Source organism: Paenibacillus popilliae ATCC 14706 (genome assembly GCF_000315235.1).
Lineage (GTDB): Bacteria > Bacillota > Bacilli > Paenibacillales > Paenibacillaceae > Paenibacillus_B > Paenibacillus_B popilliae.
In genome coordinates this window covers 1-22,972 of the sequence record NZ_BALG01000112.1, presented here as the reverse complement: position 1 = coordinate 22,972, position 22,972 = coordinate 1, and the positions used below count along the sequence as shown (strand labels likewise).

Sequence of the window (22,972 nt, the reverse complement as noted above, 5' to 3'; positions counted from 1 at the left end):
CTGGTCCATGGGTATCGGTTACGCCCAATAAAATAGAAGGCCGGCTGTGGGAAGCCGGCCTGTCCATATTACCGCAGGTTCAATATCCAGTTGCAGATGACGCTGGGCACGTCGCGCAGCTGCTTAATGGTCTCGAAGGCGCCATGCGGCTCGGCGTCGATATCGACGATGTTATACGCCCATTCGTTCGCCTGCTTGAAGTAGATCGTATTCAGGCCGGATTGCAAGGCGGGAATCACGTCGGTTCGCAGGGAATTGCCGATCATCCAGGTGCTCTCGATCCGGAAGCCCTGTTCCCGCACAATGGTGGATAACGCGTCCGCTGTCTTGTGCCGGCGGATAAATATCCGATCTCCGAAATAGTCGGACAGCTTCATTTGCGCAATTTTCCGCTCTTGAATGACTTGTTCCCCGCCAGTATATAGGAATAGTTCATGCCCGTCGTCCCGCAGCCGGTCGAGCGTATCGCTCATGCCGGGATAAGGCTCGATCTCGAACTCGTAGACGCTCATTCCCAGCTTCCAGAGCAGCTCGGACTCGTCGGCGGACGGGGCGCGACCGGTCCGCGCGCAGAAGTGCTTGTACGTCTGGATCAACGAGCGTGGGAAATGCTCGCTCTGAAAGCCATTGTCCTGCACGCTGGCCATATCAATGCGGACCTGCACCGCGCGGATGTCCTCGGCCGGCAGCCTCCATGGCGCGAACCACGTCACCATCGTATCGAGAAATTGTTGAATGACAATGTCAAAATATTTGTTGCAGTGGACGAGCGTATCGTCCAGATCGAATACTATCGTCTGTCTCGGCATTACGGTCATGCCGAATCACCTCCTTGACGCTATCAGAGCCGTAACAGCACAAGAGGCTGCAATCAGGCTTGCTGTCATACATGGATGCAGGCTTCGATAAAAGCGGATAAATCCGCAAGCCCTTCCGGCCGCAGCGCGATCTGTTGCACCTTGCCGTTCCAGTACGCTCGGATAAGCGTTACTCTATCATTATGAATTGTGTTACACCCCATTGTCTACTATAATGTTGAAAGTTGTTGTCAAATGAAGCTTGAGGGGGATAGCCGCGTGCCGCCGCTTCAGGCGTTCAAATCATCGTAATTTTGGAGGAAAGTTCATGTCAGCAAGACGTTTCTCTTCGAATTCTCCAAGCATGCAATTTTTTATTCTTAGTATTGTTGTCACCATTACCGGATTGAGTCAAGGGATGCTGCTCCCGCTCCTAACCATCTTTCTGGAGCGGATGGGCGTCCCTTCCGATCTGAATGCGCTGAATGCGACGGCGTTGTACGTCGGCGTATTCGCCATGATGTTCGCTGTCGAACGGATCCTGCTCCGGGTGGGATATAAGCGAATGCTTCTCGGCGGACTCATCGTCGTAACGGCGGCGATCATGCTGTTCCCGCTGCTGCCCAACATCTATGTCTGGTTCGTCCTTCGGATGATTGTCGGCCTGGGGGACAGCGCGCTGCATTACGCAACCCAACTGTGGGCCGTTTCCGTCAGCCCAGCTGACCGGCGCGGACGGAATATTTCACTGTACGGGATGGCCTATGGACTTGGCTTTAGCTTCGGTCCACTCGGCATAAATCTGCTTCGCTTGCATGATGCCGCACCGTTCCTGGTGATGGCCGTGCTGTTCCTCATCGTCATCGGGCTCGTCATATACGTGCTGCCAAATCAGCCGGTGGAAGGACTGCAGGTGAGCGCCCGTCCGGAGAAGCGGTATGCCCGCTCTTATCAATGGGCCTGGTTCGCACTGCTGCCAGCTTTCTTGTACGGCTACATGGAAGCATCGATGAATAGCAACTTCCCGATCTATGCGATGCGCATCGGCCTGGAGGAGAACTGGATCTCGTTTCTGTTGCCGTTCTTCGGCATCGGCGGTCTCATCCTGCAGCTTCCGCTCGGCATACTGAGCGACAGGATCGACCGTAAAAAGGTCTTGATGGCTTGCGGTCTAACGGGGGGCGCGGGATTCCTTCTCGTCCCCTTCGTCGGAACGAGCGTCTGGGGGATTTTGCTTCTATTCTTGCTCGTCGGCGGCTTGGTCGGCTCCTTTTTCTCACTTGGCTTAGCATATGCCGCAGATATTATGCCGAGGGCATATCTGCCTTCCGCGAATGTGATCGCATCGATTCACTTCAGCCTGGGGAGCCTTATCGGGCCGAATCTGGCCGGCTTGGGGCTGGAGTATGTATCCATGGGCAGCATGTTCTACCTGCTCGGCATCTGGTATATCGGCTTCTCGCTGCTCGGCTTGATTTTCAAGCGGCAGGCAACAACGCTTGCAAGTTAAGTGTTTTCTTCCTTAGACTGTGTAAAGGAAACACAACGGAATGTCTTCTACGGATAGAGAGGAGTCAATGCCATGATGAAAGTAGAACGTCTGGTCAAGCGGTATCCGCCGGCCCCGCCGATTTTGGATCGATTGAGCTTCGAGCTCGATCCTGGCGAATTCGTCGGCGTTATCGGTGGAAGCGGTAGCGGGAAATCGACACTGCTCAAATGCATCGCGATGCGCGAGAATTGGACGAGCGGCAAGTATAACGTGGACGGCGTCAACATTTTCGAGAATCAGGTCAACGGCAAGCGCAAGGTGATGCGCGAGTTCGCTTACCTGGAACAGAAGCCGGTTCTCAATCTGAATCGACAGGTGTTGAAGAACGTGCTCATCGGCCGCTTCCATCAGACGCCGCTCTGGCGGATGGCTTTCGGCATTGTTCGTTCGGACGATTATATGGGGGCGATGGATACGCTTGAGATGCTCGGCTTGCTGGACAAGGCGCATGACCAGACGAGCAAGCTCAGCGGCGGGGAGCGCCAGCGTGTCGCGATTGCACGCGCGCTCGTGCACGGGGCCAACGTTCTCTTGGCGGACGAACCGGTGCTTGGTCTTGATCCGAAGGCAGCCGAGTCGGTGCTGGACACGTTCCGCAGCTTGTGCCAACGGGAGCGGAAGATCGTGATCGCCGTCTTCCACCAGGTCGAGCTGGCCGAGAAGTATGCGAGCCGCATCTGGGGAATGAAGGAAGGGCGGATCGCGGTCGACGTGAAGGGGCGCCGCCTGCTCCAATCAGAGAAGGCGATCATACATTAATGGACTGCGGGATATGGCTTAGGCGAATGTCAAGCCCCGCTTTTTCCCGCATAGAATGAGATGATGACCAATGATGAAGCGAGGGGATAGGGATGAGCATATCAATGGAAGCGGACGCCATGACGTTGTATCCGCTGCCGGTTCAGGTGGATACGTATGTCATCCGCAGACCGAAGCTGACCTTCTATGTGCCTCACATTCGCGGCTGTGACGGGGAAGAACCGGTATCCGGCATGAATCGGCCTCGGACAAGGGATGGCTTGTTGCCATCTTAATGGTCCGACGTGTGTTAACTTATCTATTAACAAAAACACTGATATTTAGCGGTTATAACTTGAAAAATATTTAACATATGTTATCCTGTAATTGAGGTGGATAACATGGCGGAAATCAAACATGGCAGAGGATATGTGTACTCTATCCAATACCATATTGTATGGTGCGTGAAATATCGCAATAAAGTGTTGCTTGGCGATATAGATATTAGGGTAAAGGAAATACTCAATCAAATTGCTACAGATAATGGTTTCACGATTTCAAAAATTGAAAGTGATTGTGACCATGTTCATCTCTTCATTGATTGTAATCCACAACATTCAATTCCGAATATGATCAAAGCGTTAAAAGGCGTTTCAGCAAGGTTGCTATTTAAAGAGTTTCCCCAACTAAAAAAGAAGTTGTTGGTAGGGAATCTTTGGAATCCTTCTTACTTTGTGGCAACCGCAAGTGAACACACGGAAGCGCAAATACGACAGTACATCCAAAATCAGAAAGTGAGGTGAAAAGCAATATTAGTAAACAAAGCATTTAAGTTTCGCATCTACCCAAGAATCTCGTGGCTTTAGCCATGAGAGGTTCAAAATGATAGAGTATGTATTTTGTTAGGTTATATCAGGATAAATCTGAACTGAGGAGACGGATAAGCGGAATGACAATGCGGTGGATACGTAACGTGTCACTTCTTCTCTTCGCCTGCGTCCTGCTCGGAGGCTGTGAATGGCTGCAGGATCCCAAATCGTTAATGAGTATCCCCCGGCTTCCGGAGGATAAGGCAAAGATCATGACCATTATTTCCTCGCAAATGCCGAAGGGGGCGGAAATGGTACGGCCAGCCAATGCCGAGGATGCCAGTCGCATACGGCTTGCCGATCTGAACAATGACGGGCGGGCGGATACGGCAATTGTATTTTACGAGACGCCAGACAAGGATGTGCGCCTGCACGGACTCGTCTTCCATAGTGACGGAGAGACGTGGAACAAGGTGGTCGAGTTCGATGGGGTAGGCGTCAGTCTGGATCGGGTCGAGCTCGTGGATTTGAACTATGACAACAGGCTGGATCTCGTCGTCGGTTATGGAGGCAGCGACAAGGATCTGAACAAAGGATTGGTCGTCTACACGTTCACGCAGGACAGCATCGTCAAAATATTCGAGCAGCCCTATTCGCAGTTCGTCATTGATGATCTGAATGGGGACGGGAAGAACCAGTTGTACATCGTCAATAACCGTCGCGACATGCCGCCGGTGTTGACCGTGTACGATTTCAAGGACGGGAAGATGGCCAAGCAGATGGAATTGACGCTGGACAAAGACGTAACTATGTATACGAACATGATTTCAGGCTATATCAGCAAGAACCAAAAAGGAATTGTGCTTGATGCGGTGGCGGGCGCAAATGACGGCGTGACGGATATCATCCTATTGACACAGGATAATCAGCTCGTCTCTGTCCTGCCGGAAGAGATGGCGAGCAAGCCGTATAATATATCCAGTAGCGACATGAACGGAGACGGCATCATCGAGATCGCGATTCCCGAGACGCCGCTGGGCTGGGATATTTATGCGTCATACGATATTCCGTACTTCACGGGCTACTATCAGTGGGACGAGAAGAACGGGTTGAAGCTGGTCGAGAAGCAGTACCGCGACGATGAGGAGCGGTTCCAACTGAAGCTGCCGAATTCATGGTATGGGCGGGTAACGATTGATACGAAGTCGAAGAAGGATGAATATATCCGGTTTATGGACATACATTCGAATGAGACGCTGGCGGAGATCAAGTTTTTCAACCCGGAAATGTGGGAGACGTACAAGGAAAAGTGGACCTATCTCAGCTCGTATGGAGATACCATTATCGGCGTATTCAGCAAGGAGCCGCTGATGCTGGACAAAGGCACCCCGAAGCTTCCGGATATGAACCGGGAAGAAAGCAAGGAATGAAGAAGGAGACGGGAAGAGATGACGAAGATACTCATTATGGAAGATGAAGAATCGATTCGCAGCTTTATTGTCATCAACCTGAAGCGCAACGGATTCGATGTGGTTGAGGCTGCCAACGGCAACGATGCTTACCAAATTCTTGTCAACGATAATACGATTGATATCGCGCTGCTCGACGTGATGGTTCCGGGAATTGACGGCTTTGAGGTATGCCGCCGCGTCCGCCAGGTCAATGAGCGGATGGGCATCATCTTCCTGACTGCCAAGGTTCAGGAGCAAGATAAGGTATACGCATTGTCGGTCGGCGCCGACGATCATGTGAGCAAGCCGTTCAGTCCGACTGAGCTGGTCGCCCGCATTCAATCTCTCCTGCGCCGGGTCAGCGCCTATCAGCAGCCGACGCAAAAAGTCGTATATCATTCGGGGCCGTTCACGTTCGATTTGATTGCGAAGCGGTTCACGAAGCATAACCAATCGATTGACCTGACTCCGACAGAGTTCTCACTGATGCAGTTCTTCATGGAGAAGGAAGATATGACATTAAGCCGCGATGTGCTGCTTGATTATGTATGGGGCAAAGATTATATGGGCGATCCGAAGATTGTCGATGTCAATATCCGACGCTTGCGGCAGAAAATCGAGGATGAGCCTTCGTCGCCTAAATATTTGGAAACGGTCTGGGGACATGGATATAAATGGAAAGCTTCCTCTTCATGCTAAAGCCGGGAATACGACGTTCAGTAGTCATGCACTATTTTATCGTCGTGTTTTTGACGATGCTTATTTTGGAGGCGATATTTCTTATCGCTGTCCGCTCCTATTATTATGATTCGATTTCTAACCATATGAAATCGCATTTAAGTGTAACTTCGTCATTCTACCAGCAAGTCAATGCGGGGGTCAATGCCAATGACCGAAGCTGGCTCCCCTTGCTGCTGAAGCAGTACAATATGAAGACGGCAGAAGTTCAGATTCTGAGTCTGCAGGGAGAGGTACTGATATCGTCCAGCTACTTCCGGGTGGATAAGCCGGTCGCCTCGTCCGATGTCATCAGTGCCCAGAGCGGCATGGTGGGGCAGTGGATCGGCAAGCAGCCGGGAACGGGAGAGGCGGTCATGTCGATCACGTCCCCGCTCTATGCGAAGGGAGATATCGTTTATATCGTCCGTCTGGTCACTTCGTTGGATTTGGTCAATGCGCGGATTAACAGCATTGTGCTGCTGTCTGTTGTCATTTCGATCGCAGTTCTCATCGTCGTGCTTATCATCAGCATCGGCCTGGCGAATTCCATCGTGAAGCCGATCAACGAGATCACGATTGCTTCCGCCCAGATGGCGAAGGGACGCTTCGATGTTCGCATCAAGGAAGAGTACAAGTATGAGATCGGCGAGTTGGCCCGGACGCTCAACTTCATGGCTCATGAGATCGTCCGCAGCAATCAGTTCAAGAACGACTTCGTCTCCTCGATCTCGCATGAGCTGCGAACGCCGCTTACCGGGATTAAGGGGTGGAGCGAGACGCTTCTCTGTGGACAGTTCGAGGAAGAAGAGAGCAAGCTGGGGATGAACGTTATCCTGAAGGAGACCGACCGGCTCATTGGGCTGGTTGAGGAGCTTCTCGACTTCTCCAAACTGCAGGAAAATAAGCTGCAATTCAATTGGTCGCCGGTCCGTCTGTCGGAGGTACTGGAAGAGACGGTGCTGCAGGTAAAAATGAAGGCTGAGCAGAAGCTGATTCAAATTGAGGTGCGCTCCCGCGGCACCGATCAGCCTATTTCTGGCGATACGAACCGGCTAAAACAGGTATTTCTCAATCTGATCGACAATGCGGTGAAGTTCTCTCCGCATGAATCGGTGATTACGGTTCATTCGACGTGGGACCCGGACAAGGTGGTCGTGCGCATCGTGGATCAGGGCATCGGTATCAGCAAGGAGCATTTGGCCAAAGTCATGGATAAGTTCTATCAGGTGAACCCAAGCCATGGCGGCACGGGATTAGGCTTGGCCATTACGTATGAGCTGGTAAAGGCGCACCATGGCGACATGAGTATCGAGAGCAAGCCGGACGTAGGGACGACGGTGATTGTGACACTGCCGATTCATCAGCCCGCCGCAAGCGAACAGGTGGAAGAGCATTCGTAAATCAATGGGGCTGTCCCATAACTCGTTGTTAGCCACAGTGAAACAGCCCTGAACTTGTGAAAAAAGCATAGCATTTCGAAAAAGGTCGAGTTCGGATTCATTATGGTTCCCGAATTCGACCTTTTTACCTATTTCGAAGAAGCCTGATCCCGCTTCTTGAAGGGGAGTAGCGGGAAGCGCGTGTTCAATGACATGCTTATTCGCCGGTATATGTATAGCATAATTATTCATTTCGAGAATGGTTCAGTCACATAAGATTTGAATGGGTTGGTTCAGCCAAGCGCTTGGATGAAAAACGAAAAATGTGTACATATTAGTAATAAAGCGATTGCGCACACCAAATGACCAATATTATTATTGTATATCTATACATCATCATGTATAATTAGGGCAATCGAAATCCTCCTATCACTGGGAAGGAAAAATCGGAGAAGTGGGGATGATGTATCGTGAGAACAATGAAAATCTTGGCGGTATGTTCGCTATTCATGGCCATTCTGGTGGGTTGTGGAGCCAAAGGAGATAGTTATGATAATATGATGAGCAAGAAGACGCTCGTCGTCGGCGTCAGCGCCGATTATCCTCCATTCGAGTTCCACAAGACGTTGGACGGCAAGGATCAAATTGTCGGGTTCGACATCGATTTGGCGAACGAGATTGCGAAGGATCTGGGCGTTGAGATGAAGATTGAAGATATGAAGTTCGAATCGCTGATTGGGGCGCTGAATTCAGACAAGCTGGATATGGTCATCTCGGGAATGGATCCGAATCCGGAGCGGGCCAAGGCGGTTGACTTCTCCAATCCGTACTACCTGGCTGAGGCAGGCATTATCGTGCGTGCTGCGGACAAGGAACAGTACAAGACGCCGGAAGATCTGCAAGGGAAGAAGATCGGCGTTCAGAAAGGATCGACTTTCGAGAATGTTGTGACACAGATTCCCGAAGCTCAGCCTGAACTGCTATCCAAGGTAAGTGATCTTGTCTTGGCGCTGGAATCGAACCGAATTGAAGCGGTTATCGTCGAGAAGCCGGTCGCGAAGGCGTATGCTTCGAACCGTCCCGAACTGGAGATGTCGGATGCGGTACTGCAGCCGGCGAGCGATGGCTATGTCATCGGCTTCCGCAAAGGCAGTCCGAAGATGGTCGAAGCCGCGAACAAAACGATTGCCCGCCTGAAATCGGAAGGCAAGCTGGACGAGTTCATTACGAAAGCGACCCAGATGGCGGAAGAGCAGTAATTGCCCGATACACACAGGGATAAAGAGGCGGCGCAAGCCGCTCTTTTTCATTCTATATCTATAAAATAGGCAACGATTGGAAAGGGGAAGAGGCTGTTGTTTGACTGGCTCTCTATGCTATGGGACTATAAATGGGATTATTTATCCGGGGCCGAGATTACGGTGCTGTTATCGCTGGTGGCGGTGCTCGCCGGCTTCGTGCTTGGCATTATGATTGTATTAATGCGGATCGGGCCATTCAAACCGTTGAACTGGTTCGCGATCACCTACATTGAGCTGCTTCGCGGCACTCCACTGCTCGTGCAATTGTTTATTATTCATTTTGGACTGGCTCAGTTCGGTATTGAATTCAGCAAATTCACTTCCGGCGCGATCGCTATCTCGATTAACAGCTCGGCTTATTTAGCTGAAATTTTCCGTTCGGGGATCCAGGCGGTGGATAAGGGGCAGGCGGAAGCCGCACGTTCGCTCGGCATGTCCAAAGGCATGACGATGAGATATATTATTTTGCCGCAGGCATTCCGCACGGTCATTCCCGCAATTGGGAACGAGTTCGTCACTATTATCAAGGAGAGCTCGATTGTCAGCCTGATCGGAATCGCGGACATTATGTTCCAGACGGATATTATCCGCAGTAAGACGTATACGGCCATGGGGCCGTTGCTTGGAGCGGCCATGATGTACCTTATGTTGACGATTCCGCTGTCGAAGACAATCGGTCTGCTGGAAAGGAAGTTGAAAAAGAATGATCAAAATTCGTGACCTGCATAAATCGTACGGAGATCTGAATATTTTGAACGGCTTGAACATGACGATCGGGCAAGGGGAAGTCGTCGTTGTCATCGGCCCGAGCGGCTCGGGCAAGAGCACCTTTCTGCGCTGTCTCAATCTGCTGGAGACTCCGACCGCAGGCGATATTTTGTTCGAAGGTAAGAAAATTAATGACAAGAAGCATGATATGAATGCAACGCGAGCGAAAATGGGCATGGTCTTCCAAGCCTTCAACCTGTTCCCGCATATGTCGGTGTTGGACAACATTACGCTGGCTCCGATGAAAGTGAAAGGGAAAAGCAAGGCGACAGCGGAGGCCATCGCAATGGAACTCCTGAAGAAGGTCGGATTGGCGGACAAGGCATCCGCTTACCCTAACCAGTTGTCCGGGGGACAGAAGCAGCGGATTGCGATTGCGCGGGCACTGGCGATGGAACCGCATGTCATGCTATTCGACGAGCCGACATCCGCCTTGGATCCCGAGATGGTCGGCGAAGTTCTGGAAGTCATGAAGTCGCTCGCCCGAGACGGGATGACGATGGTGATCGTAACGCATGAGATGGGATTTGCGCGCGAGGTCGGGGATCGCATCGTGTTCATGGATGGCGGGCAACTCGTTGAGCAGGGACCGCCGCAGCAATTATTCTCGGCGCCACAGCACCCCCGCACACAGGAATTCCTTAGACAAGTTCTCTAAATGCTGAGCATAAATAAATCATAATCCGGCCTCTAAATAAAGAACAATATTCCATTTGCTATATTGTGGGAAAAGGGGTTTTTGCGTATGCTTTAAATGAATTACTAAATCTTTTTCATATTTAGGGAGGTAAGAAGCAGTATGGGTACATTCCGACAATTGAACGAAGTGGAACTTAATGCGGTAAATGGCGGTGACACAGCAAGAGCGGTTGGCGCAACGCTCCAAACAATTGGAGGCATTTTTGCCGCTGGAACAATGGCAGGACCCATTGGGGTTGCTGTTGGCGTAGCAGTAGCTATTGTACATATTGCCTTGATGGCTGCCTATCATATGAATAAAGGGAGAAAAGGAAACGTTCTAATTCAAGCCGCAAATGTCTGCTATTTCATGATGCATATTTTGAAGTTCGTCCTGCCCAAATCTATCATAACAGAGATTGCCAAATATTTCGGACGGGTTATACCCCATCGCTACTTTCATTATCATCGGACTGGGAGTATACGGCTTGTTTGATGTGTATAGAGATTGGACTCGCAAATAAAACATTTATGGCTTAGCGAAACCAATGACGTAGCTAACGTCATATTATCGAAACATAATATAACCATCTTTATTTTATTTTGAAAGTAACCTCATGTTATCCTAAAATTATTACCACAGCTAGATAGTTCGATAATGGGGGAATTACTTTATGAATGTAAAAAAAATACTTCTATCCGCAATGATGATGTTAAGTGTTTCAGCTCTTATGCCGGTAGCACAAATGGACAGCGTGAACGCGCTACCGCCGATAACAGAAGCGGGACATTCGATCGGGAACGAGTTCCGTCGGTTTGCCTCAGAGGATCAAGTAATAGAGTGGAAGAATGCCGTATCTCCTTCGTGGGTAACCAGCCTTTCTGAAGAGGAAAAAGGAAGTATCCATTTCTACACCCAAAGTTCCCAATCAATTAACGAGAGCCTTCGTCAAGGGAACAGGGATGAGGATTGTTGGGAGATAATTAGTGATGCAGTGAGCAACGGGCTTCAAAAATTTAACCTTTCTAAAGGGATTGTAGTTTATCGAGGAATTCATATGCCTGTGTGGGAAGAACTGGAACCCTCACATTTAATTGGCGCTGTGATTACGGATAATGCATTTGTGAGTACATCGTTACTTAATGGCTCTTTCCCCGGTAATGTACAGGTTGAACTTTATGTTCCCGCTGGTCATTGCGGCGCAGCTATTATGTCGTTAAGTCAATTTCCAGATGAATGTGAGTTTTTACTGGATAAAGGAACGAACTATGTGATTCGGGAGGCGAGAAAGGAGAACGACATAATAAAAGTGATCGCGGAGGTGTTGCCACGTGGCAACTGAAAAAGGAAATATTCGTCCTGAAGAAACCGAATCCTAAGTGATAAAGCACTTTGAACGGTGATCCTTAACGTGGACAGTTAAAAAAACATTACGCTGGCAGAAGATGATTCCTAATATTGGTTAGGGGTCATCTTCTTTCGTATCCACGGATATCGCTCGGTGAGGAAGCATGTTATTGTTTCATTACCATTAACTGCATGCGCATAGGTTACAAAATTGTGATATGATGCAACTCAAGCCGAACATTGTACGGGGGATGATTGACCGGTGTTTATTTCATTACGGGATAAGCGCCTTGGGGTGAATCAGAGCTGGCGTTCGCCGGCATGTAGGGTACTCCTTGACCCGAACCCGACAACTAACCTCGCAGGCTACCTTAAGGAGGAACATACACCATATGAGGAAAAGAACGACATTAAAGTTTGCAGCAGCATTGCTGGGATTGAATTTGGCATTTCATATGGCGCCGGTTTATGCCGAGTCCTACATCGCTCAGGAAGGAGATACCTTTTATTCGCTTGCGAAGAAGCATAAGATAGATTTGGATGAATTGATGAAGGCGAACGCCAGCATCGATCCTTTGAATATCTATGCAGGGCTGAAGCTGGAGCTTCCGAAAAAGACCTTGCAAGGTCTGACGGTGCAGTCGGAGAGCGCTGCATTAATTGAAGTTGCTAGGGATAATAACATAATTACGGTCTCCGGCAAGGAGATGACCTATAAAAAGAAAGTGAACATGAAGGCCACCGCATATACGGCCCATGCGAGTGAAAACGGAAAATGGGGTGCTGTCGATTACTTCGGCAACCCATTGAAGCTGGGGACGGTAGCCGTCGATCCGAAGGTCATTCCATTGGGAACGAAGCTGTTCATCACCGGTTATCAGTTCAAGCATCTGCCGCAAGGCGGATTCATCGCGGAAGCCCGTGATATCGGCGGCGCCGTCAATGGCAACACAATTGATATTTTCGTTCCGGTTAGCAAGCAGATCGGCATTACTTTTGGCATTCAAAATGTAGAAGTGTACATTATGTCTTAATTCATATCACCATAAGTTCACCCCCTGTCCACCGTTGGAGCATATTGCGGCAGGGGGTGTTTTTGCGTTTGACGCGGTTTCAATTGTCTTTTTTATCCTTGCGGTCCTGCAGCAGCTCTGGCACGGTGACGAAACGGTAGCGCTGCTGCTTCAATTGCTTAATGATGGACGGTAGGGCTTTGACCGTTCCTTGCAAATATTGTTTGCTTCCTCCCGCATGTTGAAGCACGATCGAACCGGGCGTGACAGCGCTGATTACGTTGTTATATACCTCCTTGGCGTTCAATCCCCGCCAGTCGTTGGAATCGACGTCCCAATTGACGACCAGATAACCGTGATCCCCCGCCCATTTCAACTGCTCTTCATTGATTTCTCCGTAGGGAGGACGATAGAATCTGGGCTTGTAACCAATTATCTCCTCAATTACTCGTTCCGCATCCTTCACTTGCTGCTCGAAGGCGGGCAGCGACAGCTTCGTCATTAACGGATGGCTGTAAGAATGATTGCCGATAATATGGCCCTCCCGGACGATGCGCCTAACCAGCTCGGGATGGGACTTGACCCGATTGCCGACGAGAAAGAAGGTCGCGCGAATGTTATGCTCTCGCAAAACATCCAGCACAAGCGGGGTTATCCGGTTATCAGGGACATCATCAAAGGTAAGGGCGACTCGACGGAGTTCGCGCTTAGAGCCATGAAGCTTGAAAATATGAGGGTATTTCATTCGAAGCTGAGCCAGACTCAAATGACGCTGACTTATTCCGGATTTCGTATTCTGAGATGCGGATTGGGCTGGCTCCGGCATCGGTAGCTCCTTTTGCTTCATCACGGATTCCTGTTCCACGGCCTTCCGTTCTAAGGGATGAGCACGGGGCCCTTCCTTGGCCGCTTCCGTGCGGGCGGAGTCCTTCATCGCCAAGTGGAACTGGGGCAAAGGCAGAGGCTGATGCGGCCGCTGTTGCGGTTTGTCCTGTAGGACGAAGGAGGGTGTACGCTTGCCCGTCTCGGGTTGTTCGACCGCATTATGAAGCAGCTGTCTCGCTCTCATCTCCGCAGATGGCTGATCCGATTCCAACGAGCTTAGCTTCGGATCCGGAGCAGCCTGATGCGAATGCGGAAAGCAGCCGGCCACGCCTACCAGGCACACTAGCAGGCAGCATATCTGTTTTGGATGCAATGATCTTCCTCCATTCCCGATTAGATCTGTCTTCATGTTATGTCCTTTCTCGGGGCGATTTATCCCAATGTGACCTGCATCACAGATGGATGGCGCCATTACAGGCATAGTAGAATTGCTAAAGGTGAACAAAGGAGCAGATACGTGCATAAGATTCTCACCAACAATCAGATAGCTCAAGATGTTTATCTCATGACAGTAGAAGGCACTTTTGAAGGCCGGATGGGGCAATTTTATATGCTGCGGGCATGGAGCCAATATCCGGTTCTGTCCCGTCCGATCAGCATTTACAATTTGGAGCCGGACTCTATCCAGTTTATGTACAAAGTCGGAGGCGAAGGAACGGCCCGGTTCGCCAGCCTTCGCCCGGGCGATTCGATTCAACTGGAGGGGCCGTTCGGCAATGGGTTTCCGGAAGTTGATGGGAAGACCGCGTTAGTCGGCGGAGGGATCGGCATCGCGCCCCTGCTGTACACGGCGAAACAGCTGGACAAGCCGGATATTTATCTCGGATTTCGGGGGGCGTCCTATATGACGGAAGCATTCGCTCCCTATGCGAATGAACTTGTCGTTCGGCTCGATGCGAATCTGCTGCTTGATGTCGATATGAAGAAATACGACAATATCTTTGTGTGCGGACCGCTAGCCATGATGAAGGCGGCAGCCCGCATGGCGGAAGGATTGGAGACGAAGCTGTACGTATCTCTGGAGAAAAGAATGGCTTGCGGCATCGGAGCCTGCTACGGCTGCTCCGTGCGAACGGCAAGCGGCAACCGCAAGGTCTGCTCAGACGGACCGGTATTTCAGGCACAGGAGGTGGCGTGGCATGAGAAGCTTAGTGTGTAATGTGGCGGGGATCAACTTCAAAAACCCTCTTGTCATGGCTTCAGGCACATTCGGCTTCGGGCAGGAATATGCCCAATACTATGATATCAATCAGCTTGGTGGTATCGCCTCCAAAGGACTGACATTGCATCCGCGTCCAGGGAACGAGGGAACGCGCATATGGGAGACGGCAAGCGGGATACTGAATAGTGTCGGCTTGGAAAATCCGGGCATCGATGCGTTTTTACAGGAAGAGATGAAGTTCTGGGAGAAGATAGAACCAGTCAAAATTGCTAATCTTGGCGGCAGTACGATTGAGGATTATGTGCTTGGCGCATTGAAGATTACGAAGGATGCCGAGGACCGCCGCAAATTGAACCAGCCCGCGGTAGATATGATTGAATTGAATATATCATGCCCCAATGTACAGGAGGGCGGCATGGCCTTCGGGATTCGCACGGAGGTCGCCCGGGAAGTGGTTCGGGAAGTCCGGCAGGTGACTTCGCTGCCACTGGCGGTCAAGCTGTCGCCGAATGCCGAAAATGTGGTTGGCATGGCGGTGATGTGCGAGGAGGAAGGAGCGGAATGTGTGTCGCTCGTTAATACATTTTCCGGAATGAAAATTGATATCCACGGGCGGCGCAGCGTGTTCCAGAACACGTATGCGGGGCTTTCCGGTCCGGCTATCAAGCCGATCGCGCTGCGCATGGTTCATCAAGTGGCGCAGGCGGTCACGATTCCCGTGATGGGGATGGGCGGTATTTCCTCCTCGGACGATATCATCGAGTTTATTATGGCGGGAGCCGAAGTGGTGCAGATCGGAACGTACAACTTCATGAATCTGCGGGCAGGCGAAGAGCTGGTGAATAGTCTAACGGCGTTTATGGAAGAAGAGAATATTCACAGTTTGGATGAAATCCGGGGGATTATTACGTGAGCGGGGCCTATCATGAAGCGGCTCCGCCCGGAGCCGATATCCGGGTCGAGGCGCTCCCGCAAGGGCGGGACTGGCTATTCCTCGTGAGCGGGGGAGACTCGCATATCGGCGCCGTATCGACCGCGTGGAATGAAGCGGGTCAGTGTAAGGTTGCCACGCATACCGTTCCCGGGCATCGTGAGGATGAGCTCAGCGCCGCTATGGCCCTCCACGCTTCGGAAGCCTTGGGAACGACCGTAACCGTTGCAGCCGGCATTCATTACGACAAGCTGCGGAAGGAAGATATTGTGAAGGTCGTAGATCAGGCGTGGCGGAGATTCACAATCGAATTGGACCGGGTTCGCGAGGAAGACTGATTATTTATGCCGGGGCGCTTAAGGCGGCCCCGGCATTCTCTATATGCAGAGAGCTGCTGTGATAGCTATCCTTCTCCTCCTTAGCATGTTAAAATAGGTAGCTAAGATAAGTAGCACAAAAAAAGTGAAACAACGTCGGATTCCAATCGTATGTATGGATAACACTTCATAGGGAGGAACTGTCCATGTCATTATTCAAACGCTTGCGTGATGTAACCATGTCCAACATTTATGCGCTGATTGAGAAAGCCGAAGATCCGATCAAGATGACCGATCAATACTTGCGGGACATGCAAGCGGATCTGGAGGAAGCGGAACGTGCGGTAGCTCAGCAGATCGCGATCGAGAAGCGCTTCAAGCAATCGTATGAGGAGCAAGCCGCGCTGGTGAAGAAGCGCGAGGAGCAGGCGCATATCGCCGTGCAGGCCAATAATCTGGATCTAGCCCGCCGGGCGCTGGAAGAGAAAAAAGCGGCCGAGGAGAAGATGAATGAATTCAAGGCGAGCTACGAGCAGAATAAGGCTTCCGCCGACAACCTTCGCGCGAAGCTCGATGAGATGCGGAAGCAGTATTCCGACATGATGAGCAAGCGCGAGACGCTGGTCGCACGTTACAATGCGGCGAAGGCACAGACGGAAATCAACAAGGCGATGGCAGGATTCGGCTCCGATACGGCCATGTCCGGATTGAAGCGGATGGAAGATAAAATGCTGGCAATGGAAGCTCAGGCCGAAGCCTCGAACGAGATGAACAGTTCTTCCACATCGCTGGACGATGAGTTCGCAAAGCTGGGCAAAAACAAGGATGTCGAGGACGAACTTGCGTCCATCATGAAAAAATATGATAAATCCGCACAGTAAGAGTAAGGACGCTTGCCGCTCGGGGCAGCATGTTCCGGCGAAGGTAAGCGGCGCCGCCGAGGGGAAGAATGGCCGCTGAATCAAAGCTCGCACCCGAGCGCTACAATTCATCCTCTCCCCGGCGCTCGATCGCCTCGGACATCGTCTTGTCCGTCAGATGGGCATAAATCTCCGTCGTCTCTGTCGATGCATGGCCAAGCTGCTCCTTCGTCTTGTAAATATCGTTATGCACGTAATAGTCCGTGGCGAAGGAATGGCGAAGCTTATGAACAGTCAAAGCGGGCTTGCCGAACCGCTTCGCGTATTTGAGAATCATCTGCTGCATGGCCCGCTTCGTCATCCGTGTGCCCTCCTTCTCCCCGTTCTTGACGGCGAGGAAGAAGGCGCGCTCCTTCTTCGGAGCTGCATAGCGTTCGGATCGGAGGCCAATATAAGCCTGCAAATGCTGCTTGGCGCTGTCACGGAAATAGACTGGCGTCTTAAAAGTGTCGTCATTATGGCCTTTGCGGTAGACGGTGACCCGCTTCCGATTCATATCGACATCGTCCATATTTAAGTTGACGACTTCGCTTACCCGCAGCCCGGAGTTCAGTATCAGGCTGACGATCGCGGCATCGCGCACGGCATTAAGGGCATGGGCATAGGAAGCCTGCTTATTGTCGGCGACGTCATGAGCGTATCCGATGCGGACATATTCGACGAATTCCTCCAGTTCCTGCTCTTCCAGTAGCTTGCCCTTCAGCTTCGCCGCCGTGTCCTTCGGCTTATGTACACGCTTGATCTCGATCTTCGCCATGACGTTCCGCTTCAACAACGGGTAAAATTGCTCGTCCTCCGCAATCTGGCTCAAATAGTGAAACAGCGAGCGAAGCGAGGACAGCTTGCGGGATACCGTCACTCTCGAATTGGACGCTTCCTTGTAGGTCGTCAAATAAATGCGGAAAGAGGTAATATGCTCCATCCGAAGCTGCTCCAGATCGGCAAGCGTCACATCCCGCGTCTGCTCCGCTTCGGTGAGGCGCTCCGCCACGAGCCATCCCCAAAAAATCTCATAATCCCGCACATATTCCAGCAGCGACGAAGGGGATAGGTCCGGCAGCTTATATTCGATAAATTGCTGGATGTACCAGGGCAAGCCAGGCATCTTGGCATCTAGCGCCGCCCGATCCTTTGCTTTCTGAATCGTCATTATCCGTCGAGCACTCCTTTCCTTCATCTAATATTGTAACCGAACCTGCGTTCTCAAGCAAAAGCTTCCGTTTGATGTTACAATGGGTGAGGTGTTCTACGCTCATATAAACATCTCCTTGACGCCGGGCAGAACGCCCGCTATCGGCCTCTTGCGTACAGACATAATGAAAGGTAAGGAGCAGGCAACGACATGAAGCAAACGTTTACGCTGCAACAAAAAATCGTTCAGATGCTGCATATTTTTTTGCCCATTTTCGTTACACAGGTTGCCATGCAACTGATGTCCTTTTTCGATACGGTGATGTCCGGCAACTACAGCGCCACCCAACTGGCTGGCGTCGCCATTGGCGGCAGCATCTGGGCTCCTGTCTATACCGGCATTAGCGGCATCTTCCTCGCCGTCACCCCGATTATCGCCCATCATATGGGGGCTGGCCGGAAGGGGGAGGTGTCGCCTAGCGTAACCCAGGCAGCTTATCTATCCGTCATCGTCGGCGCCGTCGTCGTTCTGATTGGAGCGTTCGCTCTCGATCCGGTTCTGGCGGCCATGCGTCTTGAGGTGGAAGTTCATCGGGTCGCGAAGGATTATCTGATCGCACTCGGCTTTGGTGTCATACCGGCCTTTCTCTATACCGTCTTCCGGGCAAGCATGGACGGACTGGGACAGACCCGGGTTACGATGTTCATTACGCTGCTGTCCTTCCCCGTCAATGTCACGCTTAACTATTTCTTTATTTTCGGAAAATGTGGATTTCCGGAAATGGGGGGCGTCGGCGCCGGGATTGCGACTGCGATTACATATCTCCTGATTGCCGTTGTCGCCTTTCTGTTCATGCGCGGCCATGCGATGATGCAGTCGATGGGCATGCTGCGGCAGTGGGAAGGGATCTCCTTCTCCCGCTGGAATGAGATTCTGCGCATCGGCACGCCGATCGGGCTGTCGATCTTTTTTGAGGTCAGCATCTTCGCGGCGGTAACCCTGTTCATGAGCGAATATGACACGAATACGATCGCAGCGCATCAGGCCGCATTGAACTTCGCGTCATTGTTCTATATGCTGCCAATGAGCACCGCGATGGCGCTGACGATCGTTGTCGGCTTCGAGGCGGGGGCAAAGCGGTTCACCGATGCGAAGCAGTATACCCGCATCGGCATTATCGCGGCTGTGACCCTAGCAGCCTTGTTCGCCGTGCTGTTGTTCCTGTTCAACCACAAGGTCGCCGGCATGTACTTCGATGAGCCGGGTGTGCGGCTGCTGACCGAGTCATTTCTCATCTATGCGATATTTTTTCAACTGTCCGATGCGGTTGCGGCTCCGGTCCAAGGAGCGCTGCGGGGGTATAAGGATGTAAACGCGGTATTTTTGATCGCCTTGATGTCCTATTGGATGATCGGGCTTCCTGTCGGATTCGTGCTGGCCAAGTTCACCTCGCTTGCCGCATACGGGTATTGGATTGGGCTCATCAGCGGTCTGGCTGCCGGCGCGGTCTGTCTGTTCACGCGGCTCGCGATGATGGAACGCCGGTATGCAAAGACGAGCGTAGCGGCAGTGTAGCAGAGGCATTGTTCTTTGGCATCAGCCAATGGCTTGTTATGTTACTATCGATGAGGAGGATAAATCATGTACAATTTTGAGAAAACCATCGAGCGGGCGGCCTTGGACGCCCAAAAAGCAGTGCCTTGCAACAAATCACAGGAAGGGTGCATCCCGCTGTGGGTGGCAGATATGGATTTCCCTGCGGCGCCGGCGATCCAGGAGGCGCTTGTCGCTCGGATGAGCAAGCCGAGCTATGGATATACCTTATGCATAGATCGCTATTATTCCGCTGTTATCGACTGGATGGAGCGCCGACATCAGTGGAATGTCGCCAAGGAATGGTGCGTGCTGACGCCTGGCGTGGTGCCCGCTATGGCGTTCGCTGTCCGAGCCGTGACGGCCCCGGGGGACAAGGTGTTGATTCAGACGCCGGTCTACCCTCAATTCGCCAAAATGATTCAATCCAACGGGGCAACGCTCGTTACGAACCCGCTCAAGCTGGTTGAGGGCCGGTACGAGATCGATTTCGAGGATTTCGAACAGCAAGTGAAGGATCCGGCCCTGAAGCTGTTTTTCCTCTGCAACCCGCACAACCCGGTAGGGCGCGTATGGAAGCGGGACGAACTGCAGAGATTAGCTGACCTGTGCCTGGAGCATAACGTCATTATTTTCTCAGATGATATCCATCATGACTTCACTTTGGGCGAGCAACAATATATTCCGATTGCGACGCTATCCCCGGATATCGCCGCACGGACGATTACGGCGACTTCTCCGAGCAAGACGTTCAGTATTGCAAGCTTCAAAATGGGGAATATTTTCATTGAAGAAGAAGGGCTGCGTCAGAAATACCGGAAGGCAGTGGAAAGCGTCGGCGTTACAGATCTCGATCTGGGCGCGATCGAGGCGACAATTGCCGGATACACGAAGGGGGAGGCATGGTTCGACAAAGCTCTGAAATATATTGAAGGGAACAGCCAGTATATTGAGCGTTTTATCGCCGAGCACATTCCGCAGGTGAAGACGTTCGCCCAGGAAGGAACTTATTTGAAGTGGCTTGATTGGCGAAGCTTCGGCATGACGGACGAGAGACTGAATGACTGGGCACTGAACGAAGCGAAGGTATGGTTAAGTGCAGGTTATGCCTTCGGGAAGGAAGGCAGCGGATTTATGCGGCTGAATATGACGTCGCGCCGGGCGGTGATCGAGGAAGCGATGGAGCGGCTGGCACGGGCGGCACAGCGGCTGTAATTGTGCGTACGGACAGGTCCTCCGCTTGGCACCCTGACCGCTCGATGACCGTTGGATTCCCAAAAAAGGTCGAGTTAGGGGCATCTGTTCCCGTACTCGACCTTTTGGCTTCATTGAACAGGCCGCATTATTACCTTTCAACAGAGCAAACGTTACTTATCCATCACGGCTCCGTCGAATATATACTATTTTTACATCCGTATTGAATGAGACATTCCGAAAAAACACCCGAAGAAATACGTACGAGGGCAAAACTTAATATTGGTGATTCATTACTCTGGCAGTATGATGAAATTCGTGATGAAATCATTATTATGCCAAAACCCAAAATTAGCTGATGCCCAGCGCACTCTTTCAAGACGTAAAGAACGAGCCTTGAAACGAAAATGCAAACGAGATGAAGCAAAAACGATCAGAAACAAAAAAGAAAAGTAGCAAAACTTCATGAGAAAATGACTAACGCAAGAACAATTTTACAGACTCAAGTGGTGTGCTTTTTCTGTTGCCATCTTCTCAGAATAGCCCTCAGATGGTTTGAGCCTTAAATGGACGTACACTTGGTTGTGCATGGATTGCTCTCGGGTTGACTGTGAAGGCACGGCTCTTTAGAAAATATTTATTTCTTCAAACGATTTAATTTCTCAGAAACATTAAATCTTCTCATTTCATCTTCTCCGAAAGAATATGGTGAGTTTTTGTCTGCTAACCAGGAATAGGTCATTTTGTTAACTACGATAAATGCGGTTAGGAACATATAGACAACTCCAAATACCCAATCCCATCCATTAATAAGTCCATTGGAATGGATATAGTAAATATAATAACCCCCCAACGGAATATGTCCCAAGATAACAGCAGCCAATCCAGGGTTATAAAATTGTCCAAGTTTCTTAGGTGTCATAATTCCATGAACCACAAACTGCATCATACCAAACAACATTGGAGCCAATCCTAACCAGATTACATCAGGTAAAAATACTGGAACTAGATACATAATATAAACTATAACAACATTCGTTATCATCGCTGAGTTTTGGTTAAGAGGGTAATTTCTAGGATTAGAACTAGGTTGAAGTGCCATATTCATTATTGCTGGTTCACCACCTGGAAATCCATATTCCTCAAATTGATGGATTAAAAGCACTATAAAGTTCATAAATACTAACCTTTGGAGAGTACTCATATCCCCCCAAGCAAAGATTAAATACACAATAGATATGATGGCAACAACTAATCCAACATTATACCAATGTCTTCTAAAAAAGTTCATAATAGATAACTCCTTTCGGTTGGTTAATCCGACAAACTGTCGTATTATATATAATTATAGAACTTTTCAATGCTCTATCAACCGTCAGTTTATGCTCATTTGTCGTATCTTCAACGAAAAGAGGAATTATTATGAAGAAAAAACCTGAAATCACAGCCCTGACAAGAGAAAGACTCATGAACTCCTTTTGGAAATTGTATTGTAAAAAACAAATAAATAAAATAAGCATTAAAGAAATAACCGATAATGCAGGATATTACCGCAGTACATTCTATGAGTATTTTACAGACATTTATGATGTTCTAAATCAGCTAGAAACAGAACTTATTCTTTATCTTAAAGAGAATGTTTATAACAGCTTAGGTACAAATCTAAGTGAGGACATCATAAAGTCGCTTGCAAACATATATGAGTCTAAAGGAGAATACCTAAGTGTTCTTCTTGGTGAAAACGGAGACCCAACTTTTAATCAGAAATTAAAAGATATTTTCCGTAATATGTTGTTTGAGAATTTTGGTTTAGATGAAACGGATATACATGCTCAATTCATTTTTGAGTTCGCCATCTCAGCCATTCTTTCTTCCATTAAACATTGGTATGATAATGGAAAACAGATTCCCGCAAAGGAAATGGTAGTGTTGTTACGTTCCACGTTGATGAATGGTGCGGGGAATCAAATTTTAAAGTATTCAAATATTGAACTTCATGATTTACCATTTAACCCTTAACAACATGACCTATGCAGTCCGAGGTAAGCCTTGGTAAATATCCGGTTTGGGCGTAGTCCAAAGAAGCATCAAATCATGCTCCGGCCCAAATAATTCAATAAGCCTTGCAAATGGCTGCACTTGTGTGTCACAATCAATAGAGATTCGCTAAATACCCTTGTGGTTTTTCACGCGAACCTGACAACGAGTGTGGAAGAGGCCACGAACCATTTTGCCGTGGGTATAGCCTTCATCATCACTCGTTTTTTCTTTGTTCAGTTCAAAG

The 22,972-nt window shown here is 50.1% G+C and carries 24 protein-coding genes and 1 riboswitch; of the genes, 20 read left to right on the top strand and 4 right to left on the bottom strand.

What is annotated here, in order from left to right; all coding sequences use genetic code 11:
* Positions 1 to 68: 68 nt before the first annotated feature.
* Positions 69 to 818: an HAD family hydrolase gene (locus tag PPOP_RS09375; RefSeq protein WP_006286036.1), complete on the bottom strand. Its 750-nt coding sequence runs from the start codon at positions 816 to 818 to the stop codon at positions 69 to 71.
* Between the two features lie 343 nt (positions 819 to 1,161).
* Between PPOP_RS09375 and PPOP_RS09370 the strand changes: the two genes are divergently transcribed.
* The 13 genes from PPOP_RS09370 (at position 1,162) to PPOP_RS09315 (ending at position 12,575) form a co-directional block, all read left to right on the top strand.
* The gene (locus PPOP_RS09370) at positions 1,162 to 2,307 is read left to right on the top strand and encodes an MFS transporter (RefSeq protein WP_006286035.1); all 1,146 of its coding nucleotides are present in this window, start codon (positions 1,162 to 1,164) and stop codon (positions 2,305 to 2,307) included.
* A gap of 72 nt (positions 2,308 to 2,379) precedes the next feature.
* Positions 2,380 to 3,108 (top strand): phosphonate ABC transporter ATP-binding protein, encoded by a 729-nt coding sequence (locus PPOP_RS09365; protein ID WP_006286034.1) that lies wholly within the window; start codon positions 2,380 to 2,382, stop codon positions 3,106 to 3,108.
* A gap of 92 nt (positions 3,109 to 3,200) precedes the next feature.
* On the top strand, positions 3,201 to 3,383 hold the full coding sequence (locus PPOP_RS20400; RefSeq protein WP_093471023.1) for a hypothetical protein: 183 nt from the start codon (positions 3,201 to 3,203) through the stop codon (positions 3,381 to 3,383).
* 105 nt (positions 3,384 to 3,488) lie between these two features.
* Positions 3,489 to 3,890, top strand: a complete 402-nt coding sequence (gene tnpA, locus PPOP_RS09360) for an IS200/IS605 family transposase (RefSeq protein WP_006286033.1) — start codon at positions 3,489 to 3,491, stop codon at positions 3,888 to 3,890.
* A gap of 146 nt (positions 3,891 to 4,036) precedes the next feature.
* Complete coding sequence (locus PPOP_RS09355; protein WP_234399759.1) at positions 4,037 to 5,326, top strand: hypothetical protein; 1,290 nt, start codon at positions 4,037 to 4,039, stop codon at positions 5,324 to 5,326.
* An 18-nt stretch (positions 5,327 to 5,344) separates the two neighbouring features.
* On the top strand, positions 5,345 to 6,046 hold the full coding sequence (locus PPOP_RS09350) for a response regulator transcription factor (RefSeq protein WP_006286031.1): 702 nt from the start codon (positions 5,345 to 5,347) through the stop codon (positions 6,044 to 6,046).
* Positions 6,047 to 6,072: 26 nt separating this feature from the next.
* Positions 6,073 to 7,467, top strand: a complete 1,395-nt coding sequence (locus PPOP_RS09345) for a sensor histidine kinase (protein WP_093471024.1) — start codon at positions 6,073 to 6,075, stop codon at positions 7,465 to 7,467.
* A 458-nt stretch (positions 7,468 to 7,925) separates the two neighbouring features.
* Positions 7,926 to 8,705: a transporter substrate-binding domain-containing protein gene (locus tag PPOP_RS09340; RefSeq protein ID WP_042228157.1), complete on the top strand. Its 780-nt coding sequence runs from the start codon at positions 7,926 to 7,928 to the stop codon at positions 8,703 to 8,705.
* 96 nt (positions 8,706 to 8,801) lie between these two features.
* Entirely contained in the window at positions 8,802 to 9,467 is a 666-nt protein-coding gene (locus PPOP_RS09335; RefSeq protein WP_006286027.1) for an amino acid ABC transporter permease, read from the top strand.
* Complete coding sequence (locus PPOP_RS09330) at positions 9,451 to 10,173, top strand: amino acid ABC transporter ATP-binding protein (protein WP_006286026.1); 723 nt, start codon at positions 9,451 to 9,453, stop codon at positions 10,171 to 10,173. The genes PPOP_RS09335 and PPOP_RS09330 overlap by 17 nt, the downstream gene beginning before the upstream one ends.
* A gap of 141 nt (positions 10,174 to 10,314) precedes the next feature.
* Positions 10,315 to 10,689: a hypothetical protein gene (locus PPOP_RS09325; RefSeq protein ID WP_006286025.1), complete on the top strand. Its 375-nt coding sequence runs from the start codon at positions 10,315 to 10,317 to the stop codon at positions 10,687 to 10,689.
* Positions 10,690 to 10,867: 178 nt separating this feature from the next.
* Positions 10,868 to 11,536 carry an ADP-ribosyltransferase gene (locus PPOP_RS09320; RefSeq protein ID WP_006286024.1) on the top strand — a complete coding sequence of 223 codons (669 nt, stop codon included), beginning with the start codon at positions 10,868 to 10,870 and terminating at the stop codon, positions 11,534 to 11,536.
* Between the two features lie 226 nt (positions 11,537 to 11,762).
* A riboswitch (cyclic di-AMP (ydaO/yuaA leader) is annotated at positions 11,763 to 11,925 on the top strand.
* 8 nt (positions 11,926 to 11,933) lie between these two features.
* Positions 11,934 to 12,575 carry a 3D domain-containing protein gene (locus PPOP_RS09315; RefSeq protein ID WP_006286023.1) on the top strand — a complete coding sequence of 214 codons (642 nt, stop codon included), beginning with the start codon at positions 11,934 to 11,936 and terminating at the stop codon, positions 12,573 to 12,575.
* A 79-nt stretch (positions 12,576 to 12,654) separates the two neighbouring features.
* Here PPOP_RS09315 and PPOP_RS09310 read toward each other — a convergent pair whose 3' ends face one another.
* On the bottom strand, positions 12,655 to 13,752 hold the full coding sequence (locus PPOP_RS09310; protein ID WP_148277883.1) for a polysaccharide deacetylase family protein: 1,098 nt from the start codon (positions 13,750 to 13,752) through the stop codon (positions 12,655 to 12,657).
* A gap of 144 nt (positions 13,753 to 13,896) precedes the next feature.
* Between PPOP_RS09310 and PPOP_RS09305 the strand changes: the two genes are divergently transcribed.
* From PPOP_RS09305 to PPOP_RS09290, 4 genes are all read left to right on the top strand, one after another.
* Entirely contained in the window at positions 13,897 to 14,598 is a 702-nt protein-coding gene (locus PPOP_RS09305; RefSeq protein ID WP_006286021.1) for a dihydroorotate dehydrogenase electron transfer subunit, read from the top strand.
* A complete protein-coding gene (locus PPOP_RS09300; RefSeq protein WP_006286019.1) occupies positions 14,579 to 15,514 on the top strand; it encodes a dihydroorotate dehydrogenase in 936 nt (311 codons plus the stop codon). Before PPOP_RS09305 ends, PPOP_RS09300 begins: the two co-directional genes overlap by 20 nt.
* Positions 15,511 to 15,870 (top strand): prenylated flavin chaperone LpdD, encoded by a 360-nt coding sequence (lpdD, locus tag PPOP_RS09295; protein ID WP_006286018.1) that lies wholly within the window; start codon positions 15,511 to 15,513, stop codon positions 15,868 to 15,870. The genes PPOP_RS09300 and lpdD overlap by 4 nt, the downstream gene beginning before the upstream one ends.
* 185 nt (positions 15,871 to 16,055) lie before the next feature.
* Positions 16,056 to 16,730, top strand: coding sequence for a PspA/IM30 family protein (locus tag PPOP_RS09290; RefSeq protein WP_006286017.1), 675 nt, complete (start codon positions 16,056 to 16,058; stop codon positions 16,728 to 16,730).
* A 100-nt stretch (positions 16,731 to 16,830) separates the two neighbouring features.
* Here PPOP_RS09290 and xerS read toward each other — a convergent pair whose 3' ends face one another.
* Entirely contained in the window at positions 16,831 to 17,919 is a 1,089-nt protein-coding gene (gene xerS, locus PPOP_RS09285) for a tyrosine recombinase XerS (protein ID WP_006286015.1), read from the bottom strand.
* Positions 17,920 to 18,111: 192 nt separating this feature from the next.
* On the opposite strand from xerS, the gene PPOP_RS09280 reads away from it, so the two are divergent.
* Positions 18,112 to 19,476, top strand: coding sequence for an MATE family efflux transporter (locus PPOP_RS09280; RefSeq protein WP_006286013.1), 1,365 nt, complete (start codon positions 18,112 to 18,114; stop codon positions 19,474 to 19,476).
* A gap of 66 nt (positions 19,477 to 19,542) precedes the next feature.
* Entirely contained in the window at positions 19,543 to 20,709 is a 1,167-nt protein-coding gene (locus tag PPOP_RS09275; RefSeq protein ID WP_006286012.1) for a MalY/PatB family protein, read from the top strand.
* A gap of 616 nt (positions 20,710 to 21,325) precedes the next feature.
* Here PPOP_RS09275 and PPOP_RS09270 read toward each other — a convergent pair.
* Positions 21,326 to 21,979: an HXXEE domain-containing protein gene (locus tag PPOP_RS09270; protein ID WP_006286010.1), complete on the bottom strand. Its 654-nt coding sequence runs from the start codon at positions 21,977 to 21,979 to the stop codon at positions 21,326 to 21,328.
* A gap of 131 nt (positions 21,980 to 22,110) precedes the next feature.
* Between PPOP_RS09270 and PPOP_RS09265 the strand changes: the two genes are divergently transcribed.
* Positions 22,111 to 22,707, top strand: coding sequence for a TetR/AcrR family transcriptional regulator (locus tag PPOP_RS09265; protein ID WP_006286009.1), 597 nt, complete (start codon positions 22,111 to 22,113; stop codon positions 22,705 to 22,707).
* Positions 22,708 to 22,972 lie beyond the last annotated feature (265 nt).

What these genes read in the sequence shown, in the direction of transcription:
- PPOP_RS09375 (WP_006286036.1), bottom strand. Translation starts at nt 818, where the DNA reads ATGACCGTAATGCCGAGACAGACGATAGTATTCGATCTGGACGATACG.
- PPOP_RS09370 (WP_006286035.1), top strand. Translation starts at nt 1,162, where the DNA reads ATGCAATTTTTTATTCTTAGTATTGTTGTCACCATTACCGGATTGAGT.
- PPOP_RS09365 (WP_006286034.1), top strand. Translation starts at nt 2,380, where the DNA reads ATGATGAAAGTAGAACGTCTGGTCAAGCGGTATCCGCCGGCCCCGCCG.
- PPOP_RS20400 (WP_093471023.1), top strand. Translation starts at nt 3,201, where the DNA reads ATGAGCATATCAATGGAAGCGGACGCCATGACGTTGTATCCGCTGCCG.
- tnpA (WP_006286033.1), top strand. Translation starts at nt 3,489, where the DNA reads ATGGCGGAAATCAAACATGGCAGAGGATATGTGTACTCTATCCAATAC.
- PPOP_RS09355 (WP_234399759.1), top strand. Translation starts at nt 4,037, where the DNA reads ATGACAATGCGGTGGATACGTAACGTGTCACTTCTTCTCTTCGCCTGC.
- PPOP_RS09350 (WP_006286031.1), top strand. Translation starts at nt 5,345, where the DNA reads ATGACGAAGATACTCATTATGGAAGATGAAGAATCGATTCGCAGCTTT.
- PPOP_RS09345 (WP_093471024.1), top strand. Translation starts at nt 6,073, where the DNA reads ATGCACTATTTTATCGTCGTGTTTTTGACGATGCTTATTTTGGAGGCG.
- PPOP_RS09340 (WP_042228157.1), top strand. Translation starts at nt 7,926, where the DNA reads ATGAAAATCTTGGCGGTATGTTCGCTATTCATGGCCATTCTGGTGGGT.
- PPOP_RS09330 (WP_006286026.1), top strand. Translation starts at nt 9,451, where the DNA reads ATGATCAAAATTCGTGACCTGCATAAATCGTACGGAGATCTGAATATT.
- PPOP_RS09325 (WP_006286025.1), top strand. Translation starts at nt 10,315, where the DNA reads ATGGGTACATTCCGACAATTGAACGAAGTGGAACTTAATGCGGTAAAT.
- PPOP_RS09320 (WP_006286024.1), top strand. Translation starts at nt 10,868, where the DNA reads ATGAATGTAAAAAAAATACTTCTATCCGCAATGATGATGTTAAGTGTT.
- PPOP_RS09315 (WP_006286023.1), top strand. Translation starts at nt 11,934, where the DNA reads ATGAGGAAAAGAACGACATTAAAGTTTGCAGCAGCATTGCTGGGATTG.
- PPOP_RS09300 (WP_006286019.1), top strand. Translation starts at nt 14,579, where the DNA reads ATGAGAAGCTTAGTGTGTAATGTGGCGGGGATCAACTTCAAAAACCCT.
- PPOP_RS09290 (WP_006286017.1), top strand. Translation starts at nt 16,056, where the DNA reads ATGTCATTATTCAAACGCTTGCGTGATGTAACCATGTCCAACATTTAT.
- xerS (WP_006286015.1), bottom strand. Translation starts at nt 17,919, where the DNA reads ATGACGATTCAGAAAGCAAAGGATCGGGCGGCGCTAGATGCCAAGATG.
- PPOP_RS09280 (WP_006286013.1), top strand. Translation starts at nt 18,112, where the DNA reads ATGAAGCAAACGTTTACGCTGCAACAAAAAATCGTTCAGATGCTGCAT.
- PPOP_RS09275 (WP_006286012.1), top strand. Translation starts at nt 19,543, where the DNA reads ATGTACAATTTTGAGAAAACCATCGAGCGGGCGGCCTTGGACGCCCAA.
- PPOP_RS09270 (WP_006286010.1), bottom strand. Translation starts at nt 21,979, where the DNA reads ATGAACTTTTTTAGAAGACATTGGTATAATGTTGGATTAGTTGTTGCC.
- PPOP_RS09265 (WP_006286009.1), top strand. Translation starts at nt 22,111, where the DNA reads ATGAAGAAAAAACCTGAAATCACAGCCCTGACAAGAGAAAGACTCATG.